The 17,527-nt window shown below is 61.4% G+C and carries 10 protein-coding genes and 1 pseudogene; 7 read left to right on the forward strand and 4 right to left on the reverse strand.

Going from position 1 to position 17,527, the window contains the following annotated elements:
• Positions 1-83 precede the first annotated feature (83 nt).
• A complete protein-coding gene (locus tag JF616_13335) occupies positions 84-329 on the forward strand; it encodes a hypothetical protein (protein MBW8888734.1) in 246 nt (81 codons plus the stop codon).
• Positions 330-452: 123 nt separating this feature from the next.
• On the opposite strand, the gene JF616_13340 is transcribed toward JF616_13335, so the two are convergent.
• Complete coding sequence (locus JF616_13340; GenBank protein ID MBW8888735.1) at positions 453-1,940, reverse strand: right-handed parallel beta-helix repeat-containing protein; 1,488 nt, start codon at positions 1,938-1,940, stop codon at positions 453-455.
• 493 nt (positions 1,941-2,433) lie between these two features.
• On the opposite strand from JF616_13340, the gene JF616_13345 reads away from it, so the two are divergent.
• Both JF616_13345 and JF616_13350 read left to right on the forward strand, forming a co-directional pair.
• On the forward strand, positions 2,434-3,888 hold the full coding sequence (locus JF616_13345) for a carboxypeptidase regulatory-like domain-containing protein (GenBank protein ID MBW8888736.1): 1,455 nt from the start codon (positions 2,434-2,436) through the stop codon (positions 3,886-3,888).
• Positions 3,889-4,055: 167 nt separating this feature from the next.
• Positions 4,056-4,940 carry a hypothetical protein gene (locus tag JF616_13350; GenBank protein MBW8888737.1) on the forward strand — a complete coding sequence of 295 codons (885 nt, stop codon included), beginning with the start codon at positions 4,056-4,058 and terminating at the stop codon, positions 4,938-4,940.
• A 60-nt stretch (positions 4,941-5,000) separates the two neighbouring features.
• Here the strand turns inward: JF616_13350 and JF616_13355 are convergent, their stop codons facing one another.
• Both JF616_13355 and rpsA read right to left on the reverse strand, forming a co-directional pair.
• Complete coding sequence (locus JF616_13355) at positions 5,001-6,410, reverse strand: rhomboid family intramembrane serine protease (GenBank protein MBW8888738.1); 1,410 nt, start codon at positions 6,408-6,410, stop codon at positions 5,001-5,003.
• A gap of 198 nt (positions 6,411-6,608) precedes the next feature.
• Positions 6,609-8,342 (reverse strand): 30S ribosomal protein S1, encoded by a 1,734-nt coding sequence (rpsA, locus tag JF616_13360; protein ID MBW8888739.1) that lies wholly within the window; start codon positions 8,340-8,342, stop codon positions 6,609-6,611.
• Positions 8,343-8,645: 303 nt separating this feature from the next.
• Here rpsA and JF616_13365 point away from each other — a divergent pair.
• Positions 8,646-10,129: pseudogene (locus JF616_13365) on the forward strand (formate--tetrahydrofolate ligase).
• A gap of 52 nt (positions 10,130-10,181) precedes the next feature.
• Here the strand turns inward: JF616_13365 and JF616_13370 are convergent.
• The gene (locus tag JF616_13370) at positions 10,182-10,868 is read right to left on the reverse strand and encodes a (d)CMP kinase (GenBank protein MBW8888740.1); all 687 of its coding nucleotides are present in this window, start codon (positions 10,866-10,868) and stop codon (positions 10,182-10,184) included.
• Positions 10,869-10,983: 115 nt separating this feature from the next.
• On the opposite strand from JF616_13370, the gene JF616_13375 reads away from it, so the two are divergent.
• From JF616_13375 to JF616_13385, 3 genes are read left to right on the forward strand one after another with little or no spacing between them, the layout of a single operon-like run.
• Complete coding sequence (locus JF616_13375; GenBank protein ID MBW8888741.1) at positions 10,984-11,772, forward strand: hypothetical protein; 789 nt, start codon at positions 10,984-10,986, stop codon at positions 11,770-11,772.
• Entirely contained in the window at positions 11,769-16,574 is a 4,806-nt protein-coding gene (locus JF616_13380; GenBank protein MBW8888742.1) for a hypothetical protein, read from the forward strand. The genes JF616_13375 and JF616_13380 overlap by 4 nt, the downstream gene beginning before the upstream one ends.
• 37 nt (positions 16,575-16,611) lie before the next feature.
• Positions 16,612-17,508, forward strand: coding sequence for a histone deacetylase (locus JF616_13385; protein MBW8888743.1), 897 nt, complete (start codon positions 16,612-16,614; stop codon positions 17,506-17,508).
• Positions 17,509-17,527 lie beyond the last annotated feature (19 nt).

Genomic DNA, 17,527 nt, shown 5'->3' on the forward strand with positions numbered 1-17,527 from the left:
TGGCTTTTTCAAGTCTGCCATGGGCCTCCTGTAACCCGCCGATCACGCCTAATATTTCGGGAAGTTGCGAGGCGACTTCAAAATTGACTTCGGTGAATCTTTCTTCCGACTCCCAATTCAAATTCCAAATGAGCCTGACCGGCGCGAACGTTTGGTTTATCGTCGATAAAGCCGATGTCGGGGCGACGAATTTCGACCGCATCCATTCGGATTTCATCACGGCGCTGGTGAAGGGTTGTAACGTATGGATTTCCGCTTTCCGGTTGGAGGCCAACAGCAAGAACCATCTGACCTCGGCGGATATCTATAACTCGTGCCTCTATCATTGAGACCCGGAGCTTCCCGGCGGGCATAATGCGCTGTCCACAACCAGGATCGCCTGGTTCGGCTTGCGATTCCGGCCGCCGGGACCACCTCGGCTGGCTGCGGAGGATTTCCGTGGTCAGCTTAGGCTAGGGAATAGAAATCCTGGTCGCATCGAGAAGCCTCACCCCATTCCTTTCCCCGGAAATCAGGCTCCCATTGACGCGATAATGACCGCGACCATTCCCCCCCGGGCCTGGCTTGGTTCTGGTCTCCGAGGACTCGCGAATGACTGGGCCATTCAAACCGACCGTGGCGCCGAATTCATGCGCCCCGACGTCGGGGTTTCCGGAATACAAGGCGCCTGACCAAAAATCACGGCCCCCGTTTCCGGCGATCACCAATCCCTTGTTGATGCAAGGCGAACCGGCTTGTAGATGGTAGCCGTCAAGCGATGCGAAAGCCGGACCATTGGCGTTGCCATTGCCTCCGCGCCCCGGATCCGTGAATTTCGGATCGGCATGGATGGCGCGGGCATCCCCGGCCGGAACCGTGACCGAGGATCCGAAATAGGCATTGTTGTCGTAGACGATGCCCCCGCCCGTGGTCAAGTCGGCATTCGCTTGGGTCGACATGAAAATATTGTTCTTAAGGGTATAAGAGGCCGCCAGGAAATCGCCATAACCATACGCGGTTTTGGGGCTGTTCTTGTCATTATAAAGCACGTTGTTGTAGACGCCCGCCACCGCCTTTGAGTCGGAGTGCAGATAGATTTGGTAGCGCGAATTGTTCTGCAGGATATTATAACGGACCACGCAATCGCCGAAGGGAAACTGGCAAAGCAGCAGGCCATCGCCGTTGTCATGCATGTAATTGTATTGGATGGTGATGCGGGTGGTTCCCCTATCGGCGTCGATGCCGTTGTAATCGGCGCCGTTGGCCTTGCGCACCGTTCCATATGTTTCATTGTTCTGGACGACGATGCTATCGGAGAGATTAATCTCGATGGCGCTGGTGCCCGCCCCCGCGCAGACATTGCCATCGACAAAGCCGTTGCGGACGCCGGTCAGGTAAATCGTGTTGCATCCCAAGGTGGTATTCAGCTGGCTCAGGAAATTATGGCGCAATACCACTTGGGTATGCGGGAACCAGACGGTATCCGAGGCCGAATTGCGGATGGCCCAATGTAGGGCGCCGTCCCACTGCTTGGTGATGATGCCCCCGAAAGAGCAATCGCGAATGCTGCATCCTTCGACGAGGATATCTTCGAAGCGCGTCTTCACCGGATTCGCTCCCGGCTGCAAGGTTTCGAAGACGATGCCGCCCGTGCGCTTCGAGGCATCCCATCCGGCTTCGAAGGTCACGTTCGGCAGATTGTCGGCCACGTCGCCGCCGACCCACTTCACGTCGCCGTTGACATCGTGCACGTCGCAGTTGCGGATGTAAATATGGCGAATCGTCCCGAAGTCGCGCCCGGCTATCCAAATTCCGCGCCGATCCGCCGGCGTCGCGCCGGTATTGGTGATTTCCAGATCTTGTATTTCACAAAAGGCTTGGTTCAGCAAATAGACCGCGCTCGGGGCCGTGCCGTTCGCCGCGACGCGCGGCTTAGATCCGCTACCATACCGGCCCACCACGATGGGATGTCCATCGGCCCCCGAACCCTTGGGGCTTAATTGGCCCGCCCAAGATCCGCCTGACTTCAGTAAAATGCTGTCTCCCGGCTGGCAGACCGCGGCATTGGCCTTGGCTAGGGTTTTCCATGCCGTGGCGTCCGAAGTACCGGCACGCCCATCATCGCCCGAAGCGGCATCGAGATAATAGTCCCTAACAGAATGCGGGCGAATAGCGAGGCCGTGCCGCGCAGCGGTCCCCTTCTCATCCGGGCATGTTCCGACGAATCGCTTTTGAACCGGTTCCTAAGCATTGCAGCCTAATTTACGGGACTGGGCTCGTTTTGGCCGAAGGTGTTTGCCTGTTCGGGGAATATCGCCTGACTTTTTAGAGGGGAGAGCGGTACCGCTCTCCCCGGAACGCGGTATTTCATATGGTCGGCGTCCCCTCCCCATTGGAATCCGGTCCCGATGATTACCATTTCCCGGGGGATCGAGCATTTCTTCGGAGGCCAAGTTGCGCGCATTGGTATTCGGCTTACTGACATTCGTTCTCGTAGGGGCATCGTTCGGGCAGCCGCTGAACATCAGGGGCCGTGTCGTGGATGCGAAAGGCGTCCCCGTTCCCGATGCGGTGGTGGAATTGAAGGTGCGCGGGACCGCCACGAAAACCGCCGCGGACGGGTCGTTCATCCTGGATGCCAATGCAGCGCTGGGTCCCGGCGGCGAAGGCCCTTTCGAGTATCGCTTGGATGCCGGTTTCCTGGTGCTCGCCATCCGTTCCCCTTTGGAGCTTCGGATGGAAGTGATCGACGGGCGAGGCCGTTCCCTGGGCGGACTTGCCCGTCGCTTGGAAGCGGGACGTCACCGGATCGCCCTGGCGGAAGCCATGCCCGCTCCGGGCCGGAGCGTAGGCTTGTATTTCCTGAGATTGAGCTTGGGCGGCCAAAGCTTCATCCATGCTTTTTTCCATTCGGGAAGCGGAACTTCCGGAACGGTTTTCGCGCCTGCTTATCCGAGCTCCGCCGCGAAGCGTGCCGTGGCGGTCGATTCCTTACGGATCCGCAAGGACGGATACCGGGAGTCCGTTCGGGAGATCGCGAGTTATACGGCCGGCGATTTGGGCGATCTGATCTTGTCCGCGCTACCGGATGACGGCAGCGTCTGCGCCAAGCAGCATGCGGAACATACCGCCGACGGGATCGATGTCGTGGTCTGCGATGCGCTCTTCGATGCGCCTCCGCGCGTGCATCTGCCAACGACCTCAGCCCCAACCGCCTATGTCGCGAGGACCGCCGATGGATTCGTCACCGTCTCTGGGGAGACCTATCCCTTTGCGACGGGCGGTTCATCGGATCCCGAGATTAGACGGCATGCGTCCGCCCTATATGAAATCAAGCTCCAGAACGGAAAGGTCGAAAGTTTCCGGCCCGCCATCCTATTCGCCGAATCGCTTTTCCTCGCGCCTCTCAAGGGCCAGGCGTTCGAGGGCCTTATCTCCCAGCGGACGAATGGGAAATATGGCATACCTACCCTGCCGGTCAGGGTGCAAGTTCTCGCCGAAAGGTTCCTAGGGGGAACCAGCAACGCCTCCGCGTTCGAGCTGAAGGTCGCCATCTCCAATCTCGCGGGCGCGGTCGCCGCCTCCGATGGCAAATGCATGCCGGCCCTTTCGAGCTACGGCTCCCAGGCCCCATTCGATGCCGGAAGCGAAGTCCTCCTCGCGGTCGGGCGGGTACCCTCGATGCACGCGTTCGGAGACGATGAGTTCGTGTTCGAACTCTATGTGGCTGGCGTCCAATCCGGAAACATAATGGCGCGGGAGTGGTTTTTCACCCCGCTCGATTTGGTCAAGAATACCCTGGCCATTTCGGGCACCTATACCGGGGTGGGCCACGGCGCGCCGGGTACCATCCCGCTGCTCGACCTCCACTTGGCGACGGGCGGTGGCGGGGCCTGTAATCCGCAGTAAGGCGGAATCGCGGCGCCCATCGCGGCAGGATTGCGGACGTTTTCAAAAATCATCTTGTGCTTGCTATCACGATTAAATCTTGCTATCGCGATTAAAACTACGTTCTTTCCCCTCGGGTTATGAGATAGTCATGTAGTTGCTCCATTGGGTGCGCAAAGGAGGATACTATGTTGCCAATATCTCGTTTTCTGCTTTCATTCGCCGCAATATCCGCAAGCGTAGAAGCACAGACCTATTCAACGGACTTTTCGACCACGGAAAACCCGATCTCCCAGAATGGCAAATGGACCAATGGCGGGATTGTCGGACTGGATTGGCAAAACGTACGTACCACCGCAGGTACCCCCAATAAGGCATATGGAACGGGGGTATCGGACAGTTACAATGATTGCATCGCCGTGCTTTCGGGATTCCCTGCGAATCAAAGCGCCGAAGCCACCGTTTATCGAGCGGCGGGTTATACGCCACCCAGCTCTCATGAAATCGAACTCCTCTTACGCTTCCAGGTTTCGGCGCACAATGCGCGCGGATACGAAATGGATTTTTGGTATGGGGGCACGACCTTGCAAATAGTGCGTTGGAATGGCCAGATAGGCGATTTTACCGTGCTCAATAATTCGGGTCCCGGGCCCCAAGGATTAGTCACCGGCGATATCATCAAAGCGCAAATGATCGGAAATACCATTACGGTATTCAAAAACGGATCGGTCATTTCGACCGTTATCGATGATACCTTTAAAGACGGCAACCCCGGAATGGGATTTTTCATAAGGCCGGGCGGAACGCCCGACAAATACTGCGTCAGCCGGTTTTCAGCCTCGGCATCCGATTCAAGCGGCGTGCCAGTGGGTTCCACCGATTCGAGCGGTTCGCAAGGGGGTGGCCGACACCATCATTCGAGGAAGCTCGCGGTTGGCTCGATTGATCCCTTGCTCAATCGGGTCCAATTCCGGAATGGGAAAGAATACCCCGTACTGTTGGATGGCATGTTTATCGACGTTACCGGCAGAAGCGTCAATGCGCCTGCGGCGACGTCTTCCCTATTGCACTAAGGCAATCCGACCCGGACGGTCGACGCGCGCTCAACGAGAGCGCATCTTCCCCGGACAGCATCACTCACTATGAGAATGGTCCACGGCTGCCAATCCATGAAGGCGGGCCGCCCAGAGCGCTTGGCCGAGGGCGTCCAGTCGCGTGGCCCAGGCATGGAGGGCGCCAGGGGGCAGGGGCACCGTGGGCGGCATGGACATAAGCGCGGTGAGGGCGTTCTCGCGGGCCATGGGATCCGTGCTGCCGGGTTGGAGGGCGGTTTCCAAGGCGTCGTAAAGATGAGCGCCGGCCGAGGTCGTATCGCCGGCGCGTAAGGCCTGATGGCTTTGCGCGAGGCTCTCCATCACGATGTCGAAGTCTCGGGAGGCGCGCCGGCGGGATGCGTGAGCGGATTGGGACGGGGCCGCATAGGATGACGCGGATGCAGGTGGGAACTGGACCCAATCGGTATCGGGATCGACAGATGCGGCGGGCGCCTCGACCCGGAACGGGGGGTTGCTGCCGGGAACGGACCGGGCGAAGACCCAGCCGGCCAATCCGCCGGCCACGCTGGCGATGATGGCGATACCATGCCCGCGGCCGGGCATCAACAATTGGCTCAAGACCTCGGCAATCACCCAGATGACGGAGAACTTGGCGATGGAGACGCGCAACGCCGATGGGTCCGTGATCCCCGTATCGCGGATTATAATAACTTCATGGCGATGGGTGGTCGCGTAAGCGGACATGATTCCCGCGAGCGCGCCTGCCGGTCCCACTAAGGCGAAGCCGGGAACGCCGCCCTTAAGCGCGCTGAAGGCCATGAAAGCCGCGCCTCCGACGATGCCGCAGGCCAGGAAGATGCCCACGAAACCGCCGGTCCCCCAGTGCCGCTCCATCGCCTCCCCCGCCAGCCACATGAACCATAGCGTGAACGCCAGATGGACCCAACTCGCATGGGTAAAAAGCGAAGTGATGAAATTGAATGGGTTGGGATGGGCGGGCGTTAATCCCAATCGGTATACGAGGGAAACCCGCCGCATCTCCCCGAGCCGGGCAGCCACGACATCCGTTCCGCCGCCGCCGTCCCAGGTAGCGCCCACGTTACCCTGCCTTCCCGGCCCGCCCGTTCCCGGCGAACGCGCGATGTCCATGCCCGGAAGCCGCAGGATACCCTGATCCTCCGCGGAGGCGGACGCGCCCTCCTCCCCATCCGCCCTGGCGGGCCGGGCCCTCTCATCGGCGATGACCGGTTGTACGCCGCCCGGGCGCTCGACTATACCGAGAGCTTCGCCCGCGGAAAGGATGCGATAGAGCGGACTGGATTTGGCGCAGGATGAGAGCGGACCGAAGCGGAGCAGGTCCGATGCTGAGGCGTACTTCACCTTATTCCGCCAGGCGAAAAGCTGGATCAGCACCATCAGCGCCAGAATCCCGATCAGCCCTGGGCGCACCTTGGGCTCGTGCCCTTCTGTCCGGACGGGGAAGTACATGGGAGGATTATCCGGATTGGAGGCCTATCGGGACCAGCACATCCCTACGGGGCCTGCCCGTTTCGGGGGGGAATAGCCTAAAGCTTTAAATCCGCCGCATGCAAACGAGCGAGAGAAGGGCGTTTCCCCTTCCTCCTTAAATAGGAAGGGCTCTCCTTGCGGAGAGCCCTTCGTTTCAGATCCGCTTGATTACGGGCTTTACTCGCTCTCGAGCTTCGGCATGACGTCGCCCAGGGTCGCCTGGTTCGGCTTGTGGGCCGCCAGGTAGGACTTCCATTCGGCATCTTCCTTGTTCTTGAAGTAGTCCGTCACGCTAAGGGTGAGCTTGCGCGAGGACGGTTCCACTTCGATCACGGCCGCCGGGACCACGTCGCCCGGCTTGAAGGCGTCGGCGGGGCTGCGGAGGGTTTCCGTGGTCAGCTTCGAGGTCGGGATGAACCCTTCCACGCCGCCTTCCAGCTCCACGATCACGCCGCGTTCCAGCAGACGGGAGATGGTGCCTTGGACTTCCTTGCCCACCGGGAACTTCTCCGCGAGGGTGTCCCACGGATCGTCCTGCAGATGCTTCATGGACAGGCTGATGCGGCGCTTTTCCTTGTCGATGGCCATCACGATGCACTCCACCTTGTCGCCCTTTTTCAGGACTTCCGAGGGGTGGTTGATCTTCTTGGTCCACGACATGTCGGATACGTGGATGAGGCCATCCACGCCTTCCTTGATCTCGATGAAGGCGCCGAAGGCGGCCAGGTTGCGGATCTCGCCGGTCACCTTGGAACCAACGGGAATCTCATCCTCGATGCTGGTCCACGGATCGGGAGTCGCTTGCTTGAGGCCGAGGCTGATCTTCTCGTTCTCGGCGTCCAGCTTAAGCACGATGGCTTCCACTTCGTCGCCCTGGTTCAAGAGCTGCGAGGGATGCTTGATGTGCTGGGTCCAGGACATCTCGGAGATGTGGATGAGGCCTTCCACGCCCTGGTCCAATTCCACGAACACGCCGTAGTCGGTGATCGACACGACCTTGCCCTTGACCTTGGTGCCCTCTGGGTACTTGGCGGCCACGTCTTCCCACGGATGCTTGGTGAGCTGCTTCATGCCGAGGCTGATGCGCTCCTTCTTCTCGTTGAAGTCGAGCACGACCACCTTCACGCGGTCGCCCAACGAAACCACCTCGGAAGGATGGTTCACTCGGCCCCAGCTCATGTCGGTGATATGCAACAGACCATCCACGCCGCCCAAATCGATGAAGGCGCCGAAGTCGGTGATGTTCTTGACCACGCCCTCGCGGACCTGGCCCTTCTCGAGGGTGTCGATGATTTCGTCGCGCATCTTGGAGCGCTCTTGCTCCAGGACCACGCGGCGCGAGACCACGATGTTGCGGCGGATCTTGTTGACCTTGATGACCTTGAAGTCCATCTTCTGGCCGATGAGGGCGTCCAGATCCGGGACTTGGCGCAGATCGATCTGCGAACCGGGCAGGAAGGCTTCGATGCCGAACAGGTCCACGACCACGCCGCCCTTGATGCGCCGGGTGATGGTGCCGGTGACGATCTCTTCCTTTTCAAAAGCCTCACGGATGCGTTCCCACACGCGCATGAAGTCGGCGCGCTGCTTGGAGAGGATGATTTGGCCTTCGCCGTTCTCCACCTGCTCGAGGTACACGTCGATGACGCGGCCTACGGCGAGCTCGGTGTCGTCCTTGAACTCCTGCTTGGAGATGATGCCTTCGGACTTGAAATGGATGTCCACGAACACGTCGGTATCCGTGATGCGGACGACGGTGCCTTTTACGATGCTGCCTTCGGCGTAGCCGGTGAGGGTGGATTCGTATTGGGCGAGGATTTCCTTACTCGGGGCGACGGGAGTCTTCGAATCGACGTCATTATTGAAGTCTTTCAAATCCTCTTCGGTGCCGTAAAGCATTTTGACTGACATGATTATGGGGTCTTTCCGGTCGGCCGAGCGGGTTATTATCCCGGACCCCGGGATAGGCTGCTGACTGAACCGACCGCCCGGGAGGGCGGTATCGCAGGGAAGGGCGCTAGGGCCTAAGCGGCTAGGGCATTCTTCGTGCGGGTGACAATGATAGCAAATTTGGCTCGAAAATCGGGATCGCACCCTCCCCTCGGGATCGGGCTAGCCTTTGAAACCGTGGTTTACCGGCCTTATTTGGCTTACAAAAAGGCAAACCCGGCAGAATCAGAGCAAAATTTCTCAGTAAAAAGTTAAAATGCGGAAATGCGGAAAATCACTGATGTAGCAGCCGACCTTGGACTCTCCCCCGATGAGTATGACGTTTTCGGATCCTGGGGGGCCAAGCTGACACCCGCTTCGGCATTCAGTGAAGATCCCATCCCCCCGACTTCCCGGCTGGTTCTGGTCTCGGCGATAAACCCCACCCCCGCCGGCGAAGGCAAAACCACGGTGACCATCGGCCTGACCCAGGCGGCGCGTAAACTCGGTTTCCGCGCCGCGGCCGCATTAAGGCAACCTTCGCAGGGACCGGTATTCGGGGTCAAGGGCGGGGGTACGGGCGGGGGCCAGGCGACCTTGGTGCCGCTGGAGCGGATCAATCTCCATTTTACCGGCGACATCCACGCCGTAACAGCCGCGCATAATCTCCTCGCCGCCCTGGCCGATAACGACTGCTATTTCGGAGGGGAGAAATTGGATCCCCGCCAAATCACCTGGCGGCGCTCGATGGACATGAACGAACGGTTCTCGTAGGCCAAGGCCCGGGAGGGGTGGTGCGGGCCAAGGATTTACAGGCCGAAGGATCCATGGCTGCGCTGCTTCGCGATGCCTTGTTGCCGAATATCGCCCAGACCATCGAAGGCGCGCCGGTGCTGGTGCACGGCGGCCCCTTCGGGAACATCGCCCATGGTTGCAATAGCGTCGTCGCCACCAAGGCCGCCTTGCGCCACTCGGATCTGGTCTTCACCGAAGGCGGTTTCGGTTTCGATCTGGGCGCGGAAAAATTCCTCAATATCAAATGCCGCTCCGCCGGCATCTGGCCCAATACTGTCGTTCTGGTAGCGACCGTGCGGGCCCTGAAAATGCATGGCGGCGCCACCCTCGCGGAGATGGCGAACAGGAATCCCGAGGCACTGGAACGGGGCATGGCCAATCTCGATAAGCATATCGAAAGCGTGCGCGCTTTCGGCCTGGAGCCTACCATCGCCTTGAACATCCGCCACGATGATCCTTCCGGCGAAGCGGAGCGGGTCATCCACATGCTCAAGGAAAGGGGAGTGGATGGCGGATTCGCCGACGTCTACTCCAAAGGCGGCGCGGGCGCGCTCGAGTTGGCGGAAAAAGTGGCCGATAAGGCGCGGACCAAGCAGCCCCGCCCGAAATTCCTGTATGAGGATTCCGACACGCCGGAACAGAAGATCGAGAAAGTCGCCCGCACGGTATACGGGGCCAAGGGAGTGGAGTTTTCCACCACCGCCAAATCGCAATTGGCCAAGGCGGTCGCCCTCGGCTACGGGAGCTTCCCCGTGTGCATGGCCAAAACCCATTTGTCGCTCTCGGATGATCCGAAGAAGATTTGCCGTCCCCGCGATTTCACGGTTAACGTAAGGGAAGTCCGCATCTCCGCGGGCGCGGGATTCCTGGTCTGCCTAACCGGCGAAATCATGACCATGCCGGGATTGCCCAAGGAGCCGCATTCCCGCGATATCGATTTGACCGCGGACGGGGAAATCGTCGGGGTGAAGTAAGAGCGCCTCGCGGATAAAAGGGCCTCGCGGCGCCTTTCGGTGCGATAGGGGCCTAGGCCGCGGGGGCCAAGGCCTTGCGGATGCGGTCGACGATGATGGCAACCTGGCCTTCGAAGGTTAACCCGGAGGTATCGATTTCCTCGGCATCCCAAGCCTTGGTCAAGGGGCTATGCGCCCGGCCCGAATCCTTCTCGTCGCGCTCGGAAAGATTTTTGAGGACATCGTGGTAATCGGCCGGGTGGCCAAGGGTTTGCAACTCCAGCACCCGGCGTTTTGCGCGCACTTCCGGGCTGGCGGAAAGGAAGAATTTGAAGCGGGCATCCGGGAAAACCACGGTGGCCATGTCGCGCCCTTCGACCACGGCGCTCTGGCGCATTCCGATGCGGCGCTGTACGGGTACCAGGGTTTCCCTTATGGCGGGGATGCGGGCATAATCCGAAACAGCCGCGTTGACCGGTGCGGTGCGGATTTCCTGGCTTAGGTCGCGGCCGTCAACCGTAAGGTTTCCGGAGGCATCCGCGCGCCAATCCAGCCCCGTCACCCAGTCGTTTATTTCGGATACCTGCGACGGCTTCAATCCCCGCTCCAGGCAGAGGTAGGTCACGGCCCGGTACATGGCCCCGGTATCCAGATGGAGGATTCCCAGACGTTGGGCGACGGTCCGCGCGGTGCTGCTTTTGCCGGAACCGCTGACGCCATCAATGGCGACGATGTAATGATTCGGGGGAGGATTTTGCATGAGGACTCTTCCGCAAAGCTAAGAAATGGGCCGGCCTATGGCATGGCGCCATCCGGCTGCGATATAATCCGGGGGAACCCGGACCGTATCGGAATCCGGATCGGAAACCAAAGCATTGGCCCTATCCTATCCCAGCCCGCTCGCATTCGCCCTTCGCATTTTTGCCGCGGGCCTCGCCATTGTGGCCAGCCTGGGCCTGTCTTGCGATCGCAACCGCGAGCCTCCCAGCTTGCCCTCCCCTATCCTAACCGAAATCAATCTCCGGATCGCCGATCCCGAACAAGGCATAGCGGAAGCCTCCCTGGACTGGTCCGACCCCGGGGGACAAGCGACTTATTTCGAAGTCTACCAAAGCCTCTCCCTTGATTCGCTGGCGCGGGGATTATCGGGACCGCCCGTGGCCAAGACCGATTCCCCGGCCACGGTCCTGAGACTGCCCACGGATCGGATACGCCCCTTCACGGTCTATTACGCTGTGCGGGCGGTACACGTAGAGGTGACCGGCCAAAAGGTGGCTTCGGATACCTTGCTCCCCGATTCCCTCACGGTGTCGCCCTCGTTAAGCATCATCGCCCCCGGGGCCGGGACCTATCAAACCGGACGCGTGCTCAACATCCGGGTCCAGAGCCAATCCGATCCCGGCGTGACCTTGCGCCTGGCCTATTTCGAAAAAGACAGCAATGGCTGGGTCCAGAGGGCGGATACCTGTTTGCCTATGAACGCTTGCGGAGTTCCGGTTTTCGGCCATGCCGTGGAGGAAGAATCCCTGGTGCTCGCGCAGGGGGAAGCGAATGACACGATCCCCGCCTTGTTCTGCGTGATCGGGACGGAAAGCTTCCAGAGTCAACGTACGGGCTTGGCGCAATCCTTGGATTGCAACCGCTTCTTCCGGACCGGCCCATGAGAGGAATCGATTTGCGGTCTTCCCTATGCTTGGCCCTGATCTTGGCCTGCGCTGTTTGCCTGCCTCTAGCGGCCCGGTCGGCACAAGCGACTCCGCTTCCCATCCCGGCCGATCCGGAGTGGGTGCTTGAATCCGCGGACGCTTCGGGATTGCGGTTATCGTGGAACGATGCGCATCCGGGCTCCCGCGGAGGCCCGCGGGTACTGGCCTTGGCGGTACCGCCCGGGGATGCAGCGACCGCGACGGTGGAATGGTCCTCTTCGCCCGGAGGTAACGTAGCGGTTACCCAGGCTTCCCGCTTCCGCGACCTCGCCTTATGCGCCCTGACCTGGGATCCGGGCGCCTCGGACGGCAGGCCCGTGAAAGCGCGCATCCGCGTGGCTTTCGCGCCGCGATCAGGAACGGCCCCCTGGCGAACCGTTTTCGCTCCGACGGAAAACTCCCCCGGCGAAGCCCATCTGAAAGGTTGGTTGGCCAACTACGCCCAGTCCCGGAATTTCCGGAGCGCCCCGGCCCTGTCCTTGGCCAAGGCCAGCGCGGATGGGCCCAGTTCCGGCGCCTCCCTGCCGGCACGGAGGGTGATCCTGAAAACCACCGGCGAGAACATCGAATACGTCCCTTATGAAACCTTGCTGTCGGCCGGGGTTCCCTTGGAGTCGATCGATCCGCGCTATATGCGGCTCTTCCAGGATGGCCGCGAAGTTCCCATGTACATCTCCGGCGAATTGGACGGGCACTGGAACCCCGGGGATTACATCGAATTCATCGGCAAGCGCCCGGCGGGAACCAATAGCTACAACTCCTTTTACGCTTCCCACGCGGTCTTCATCCTGGTCTGGGACGGCGGGCGGCCCGGATTGCGGGCGCCGGCCGTGCCCGTGGCATCCCGCACTGGGGGCATAGTGCCCAGCTTTCCCGCTAACGCCAAGGCCGCCCCGCCCTTCTCCGCCCACGTGCATCTGGAAAAGGATCTGGAAGTGCTCCGCATCGGCAGCACCTCGGCCGAAGAAATCATCGACCTGGGATCGCGGGTGCAGGAACAGGAGCTGACCGATTTCTGGATGTGGCAGCGCTTGGGGGTCGAAAAAGATCAGGCCCAGCTGGACCTGGATCTCCCCTACGCCCCGGCGCCGGCAACCTTGAACGGCAAGAAAGGATCGGGCGCCCTTCGCCTGACCATCAACCTGAAAGGCATCACCAATAATCCCAACGCCAATCCGGATCATCATCTCAAGTTCCTGCTCAACGGCAACGACATCTCCTTGGTGGAGGGGCTGAACCACGATGCCATCTGGGAAGGCCAGGAATCCTATACGTGGGTTTCGCCGCTCCTGGACGCATCCATATTGAAGGCGGGCAAGAACGCCCTGGTGATCCAGAAGGTCAACGATCTCAAGACCGGCGACGGCCAGTTGGTGGAGGTCCAGGATGCCTACGTGAATTTCGTCGAGTTGGATTTCCCTGCCGATTACGCGTCCGTGGGCGGGACGCTCGCTTTCGCCAACGCGTTCCCCGATAGCACCGGATTGCGGCTGTTCGATCTGAGAAGCTTCCCTGAGTCGGAGTTGAGCCTTTGGGATAAGCAAGGGCGAAAGCTGACCAACTTCCTCGTGACCCAGTCTGGCGCGGCCTGGAACGCCACCTTCCTGGACACCTTGACCGGGCGTACCGACTACCTGGCATGCGCCGCCTCTAAACGGGAAAGGCCGGAGGTAAGCCAGGATACCCTGGACGATCTGCTGGACAAGAACCAGGGGGCGGATTACCTGGTCATCACCCAGGGCGAATTGCTGGGCCCGGCCCTGGATTCCCTCACCGCCTTCCGGCATAAGCAGGGACTGCGGACGCGGGTGGTACAGGCCCGCCATATCTACCAGGCTTTCGGGGACGGGTCCATGGATCCCGCGGCCATCCGCCGTTTCGTGGCCTACGCCTATTCCAATTGGGCCAGGCCCGCTCCCACCTACCTGGTCCTGGTGGGGGATGCGTCCATCGGCTTCGAGAAATCCGGCAGCACCATCGTTCCCTTCCATCCGGTGAACATCCGCGGCTGGGGCGTAGCCGCCAACGACGACTACTTCGCCAAGGTGTCCGGCGACGACGATATCGCCGATCTTTACGTGGGCCGCATTCCCGCCGCCGACCGCCAGCAGCTCTCGGACATCGTCCATAAGACCCTGTTGGCCGAAACTTCCCGGCCCATGGGGCATTGGAACAACAAGGCCCTTTTGATTTCCGGATTCGAATCGTCCTTCATGGCGCAGAACCAGGTTTTGCAGCAACTGGCCGTGGCCGATGATCGCCAATACTCCCGCATCGATCTCTTCCCGGGCTCGCCCCTTTACCGCAAGTCCCTGCCGGAGTTCTTCAACCAGATGGACTCCGCTTTCACCTTGGTGAGCTTCGTCGGCCATGGGGGCGGATCGATCTGGTCGGATGCCGGCGTCCTGACTTTGAAAGATCTTGATGGCGGGAAGCTGAAGGGCGAGTTCCCCATCCCGCTGGTCGCGTCGATCACTTGCCTCACGGGTTTCTTCGAGGATTTGTCGGCCCGCTCCCTGGGCGAAGAGATGTTGCGCCTGCCCCAGGGCGGGGCCGCGGGTTTCTACGGGGCCTCGGGTTATATCTCCAGCGTGGCGGGCGAAGCCTTGTCCTCGGAAGTCTTGCGGGCGGCGGCCTCCAACGCTTACGCCGTCAACGGGGCCATCATCGGCCAGGCCGAGACCATGGTCAAGCTCCGCACCGGCGACGCCTTTCTGCCCATCCTGGCGGAGTTCAACCTGCTGGGGGATCCTGCCTTCGGAGCCTCCTTCCCCCGCCGCGAAGGCTCCTTGGCCCTCGATCCGCAAGTGCTCGCCCAGGGTTCGTCCCTGGGATACAAGGCCACCGGCTTGGCGATCACCCAGGGTAACGCACAAGTTACCGTGGACCTCGATGATTCCGCGGAAAGCGCGGCCTCAGCCTCCGTATCAGGTTCCTCCCTGGCAGGAACGCGAACGTTCCCGGCCGCCGTTCCGCCCATTCAAAACGGGAAGGTCATCGCGCATTATTGGGATGACAAGACTTCCCGGGTGGTTTCGGCGCCATTCAGCAGCTTGGACTGGTTGCTCGATTCGATCGCCATCGATCCCGCCAACGCGGCGCCGGGGGACTCGGTGCTCATCCTGGCCCGGCTCTCCACGGCCTATTCCCATATCGCCTTCGCGGGCGGAGTGGTTTCCTGGGCGGTGGGCGGCGAGACCGCTCCGCTGTTCCCGGTGGACAACCAGGTGGGCATGGCCACCCAGGACGGTTCGCATCTGGTTTCGGTCGCGAAGGTGAAGGTGGACGTTCCCGCCGCCGATATGGCGGGACCCAAACTCCACGTCGCCTTCCGGTTGCTGGTGAATCGCCTGGACGGGCAAGGCCAGGCCTTAGGTCCCATCCCCAATCTCAGCTCCCGCACCTATGCCTTACCCTTGTCCGATGTCCCCCGTTTGGAGCTGCCGGCGCAAGCCTTCGGCCTTCCGGTGCAGGACGAACTGGGGGTTTGGGTGCGCGTCCACAACCGCGGGTACGGGATCGCGCAAGGGTTCCATGTGGCCTTGACGCGCGATGCCGCGGGGACGGAACCGGTGATCGATACGCTTGCTTATACGAAATCCATGGGGCTGGGCGGATTGGACTCGGTCTTCTTCCCCCTGGCCGATTCCATGGTTAAAGGAAAGCGCCTTCGCGCCGTGCTCATCCCCGACAAGGAAGGCGATGCCGCGCAGAACGGCCTATCCCAGGATACCGTCTTCAATGTGCTAACCGCCGCGCTCGGCTCCCGCGCGGATACCTTGCGTCTGGATTCCCTCGGCCGTTGCCTCGCCTTGTCGGCCGGGTTATCCAAGCCCCGCCGCGCCTTCGCCTGGCCCTTCGCGGTGGCCTCCCTGCCCGCCCATCTCGCGCCGGCGCAGGGTAACCTTCCCGTTACTGCCTGGCGCATCGATGCGGCCGACTTCGCCGGCGCCGGCTTCGTCCTGGCGGTGCCCGGAGCTTCGGCCGCGAAGCTATCCGCCGCGCCGACGGCCCGCGTCGCCTGGCATTACCGATCACCCGGTGGCCGAACCTGGTTGAAGCTGGACAGCGTCGCGGGACCGCCGGGGGCCTGGTCGGGCTTTCGGGGCGGCGATTACGCGCTTCTCCTAAATAATGACGCCACCCCGCCCTTGATCCAGTTCAGCGGCCGGGGACAGGCATTGTTGGATGACGACTACGTTCCGCTCACGACGGCAATCGACGTGGTTTTGCGGGACGGGGAGGGAATCGACCTTTCCCTGCATCCGCCGATCCTGGCCAGCCGCCAACAGCCGCTCGATTCGGCCAACCATGCCATCGAAAGCGGGGACCGCTTCCCCACCCTGGCGCGCCTGAGTTTCATGCCCGCGCGCCGCGCTGAACAGGATTCTCTCACCATCACCGCCCGCGATGTCTCCGGCAACCTTTCCACCCGCACCCTGGCCTACCGCATGGGCGATAAGTTGGCCATCCGCGATTTAGGCAGCTACCCTAATCCCTTCGCCGATACAGCCGTGTTCGTATATAGCTTGACCGATTACTGCGATAAGGTGGACTTGCGCATCTACTCGCGCGCCGGCCGGCCCGTGCGCAGCCTGTCGCAACGCAACGTGGTCGGATACCAGGAAGTGGCGTGGGACGGCCATGCCGACAATGGCGGCGAAGTGGCCAACGGCCTGTACTTCCTGAAGGTGACCGCGAAGGCGGGCTCCAAGGAATCGACGCGGCTGTATAAGCTCTTCAAGAAAAAGCGTAAGTAGACCCCGCCGGATTTTATTTTCCGGTTAGGTTTTCCCTATGCCCTCCGGACTCGTCTTCCCCGAAGCCTTCCTCGACCACGTGATCGATCCCGGGCATCCCGAATCGCCCGGGCGCCTGCGCGCGGTCGCCGAACGCATCCGCCTTTCCGGCCTGGGCTCGCACTTCGCCCGCATCGAACCCGTCGCCGACCCTTATCCCGCCATTGCCGCGGTCCATTCCCAAGCCCATATCCGAGGGGTCCGCTCCCTGGCCGTCACCGGGGATACCGCCGCGCGCGCGGCGGCCGGGGCCTTGGCCGCCGTAGACGCTGTCTGCCGCGGGGAATTGCGGAACGCCTTCTGCGCGGTAAGGCCGCCCGGGCATCATGCCCATGACGGCGGCGATGAAGAGGGCTTCTGCTATTACAACAACGTGGCCATCGCGGCCCGGCATGCGCAAGCGGCCCATGGCCTCGCGCGCATCTGCATCATCGATTGGGACTACCATCATGGCAATGCCACGGAGGAGTTCTTCTACAAGGATCCGTCGGTGCTGTTCTTCTCGACCCATCGCTGGGATGCTTATCCCGGGACGGGAGACCCGGCGCGCAAAGGATCCGGCGCGGGCTTGGGCTATACCCTGAACGTCGACCTGGGCGCGGGAGCGACGGACAAGGCCATGTTGGACGCATGGGACCGCAAGTTCCTGGCGAAGGCCGAGGCCTTCCGGCCCGAGTTGATCCTGATCTCGGCCGGCTTCGATAGCCGCAAGGACGATTGGCTGGGGGATTTCCGCATCGGCGACGATACCTTCCGGCGTCTTACGCGGCTCGCCATGGGATTGGCCGATCTTTCCGCCCAGGGCCGCGTGGTGTCGCTGCTGGAAGGGGGATACAATCCGTCCGGCCTGGCCGACGCGGTGGCAGCCCATATGGAGACGCTGCTCGCGGATTGAAACGCCGCGAACGCGGCCA

The organism is Fibrobacterota bacterium (assembly GCA_019509785.1).
Classification (GTDB): domain Bacteria; phylum Fibrobacterota; class Fibrobacteria; order UBA11236; family UBA11236; genus Chersky-265.

Excerpts from the sequence above, each read along its gene's own strand:
- JF616_13350 (MBW8888737.1), top strand. The coding sequence starts at position 4,056 with ATGTTGCCAATATCTCGTTTTCTGCTTTCATTCGCCGCAATATCCGCA.
- JF616_13355 (MBW8888738.1), bottom strand. The coding sequence starts at position 6,410 with ATGTACTTCCCCGTCCGGACAGAAGGGCACGAGCCCAAGGTGCGCCCA.
- rpsA (MBW8888739.1), bottom strand. The coding sequence starts at position 8,342 with ATGTCAGTCAAAATGCTTTACGGCACCGAAGAGGATTTGAAAGACTTC.
- JF616_13370 (MBW8888740.1), bottom strand. The coding sequence starts at position 10,868 with ATGCAAAATCCTCCCCCGAATCATTACATCGTCGCCATTGATGGCGTC.
- JF616_13380 (MBW8888742.1), top strand. The coding sequence starts at position 11,769 with ATGAGAGGAATCGATTTGCGGTCTTCCCTATGCTTGGCCCTGATCTTG.
- JF616_13385 (MBW8888743.1), top strand. The coding sequence starts at position 16,612 with ATGCCCTCCGGACTCGTCTTCCCCGAAGCCTTCCTCGACCACGTGATC.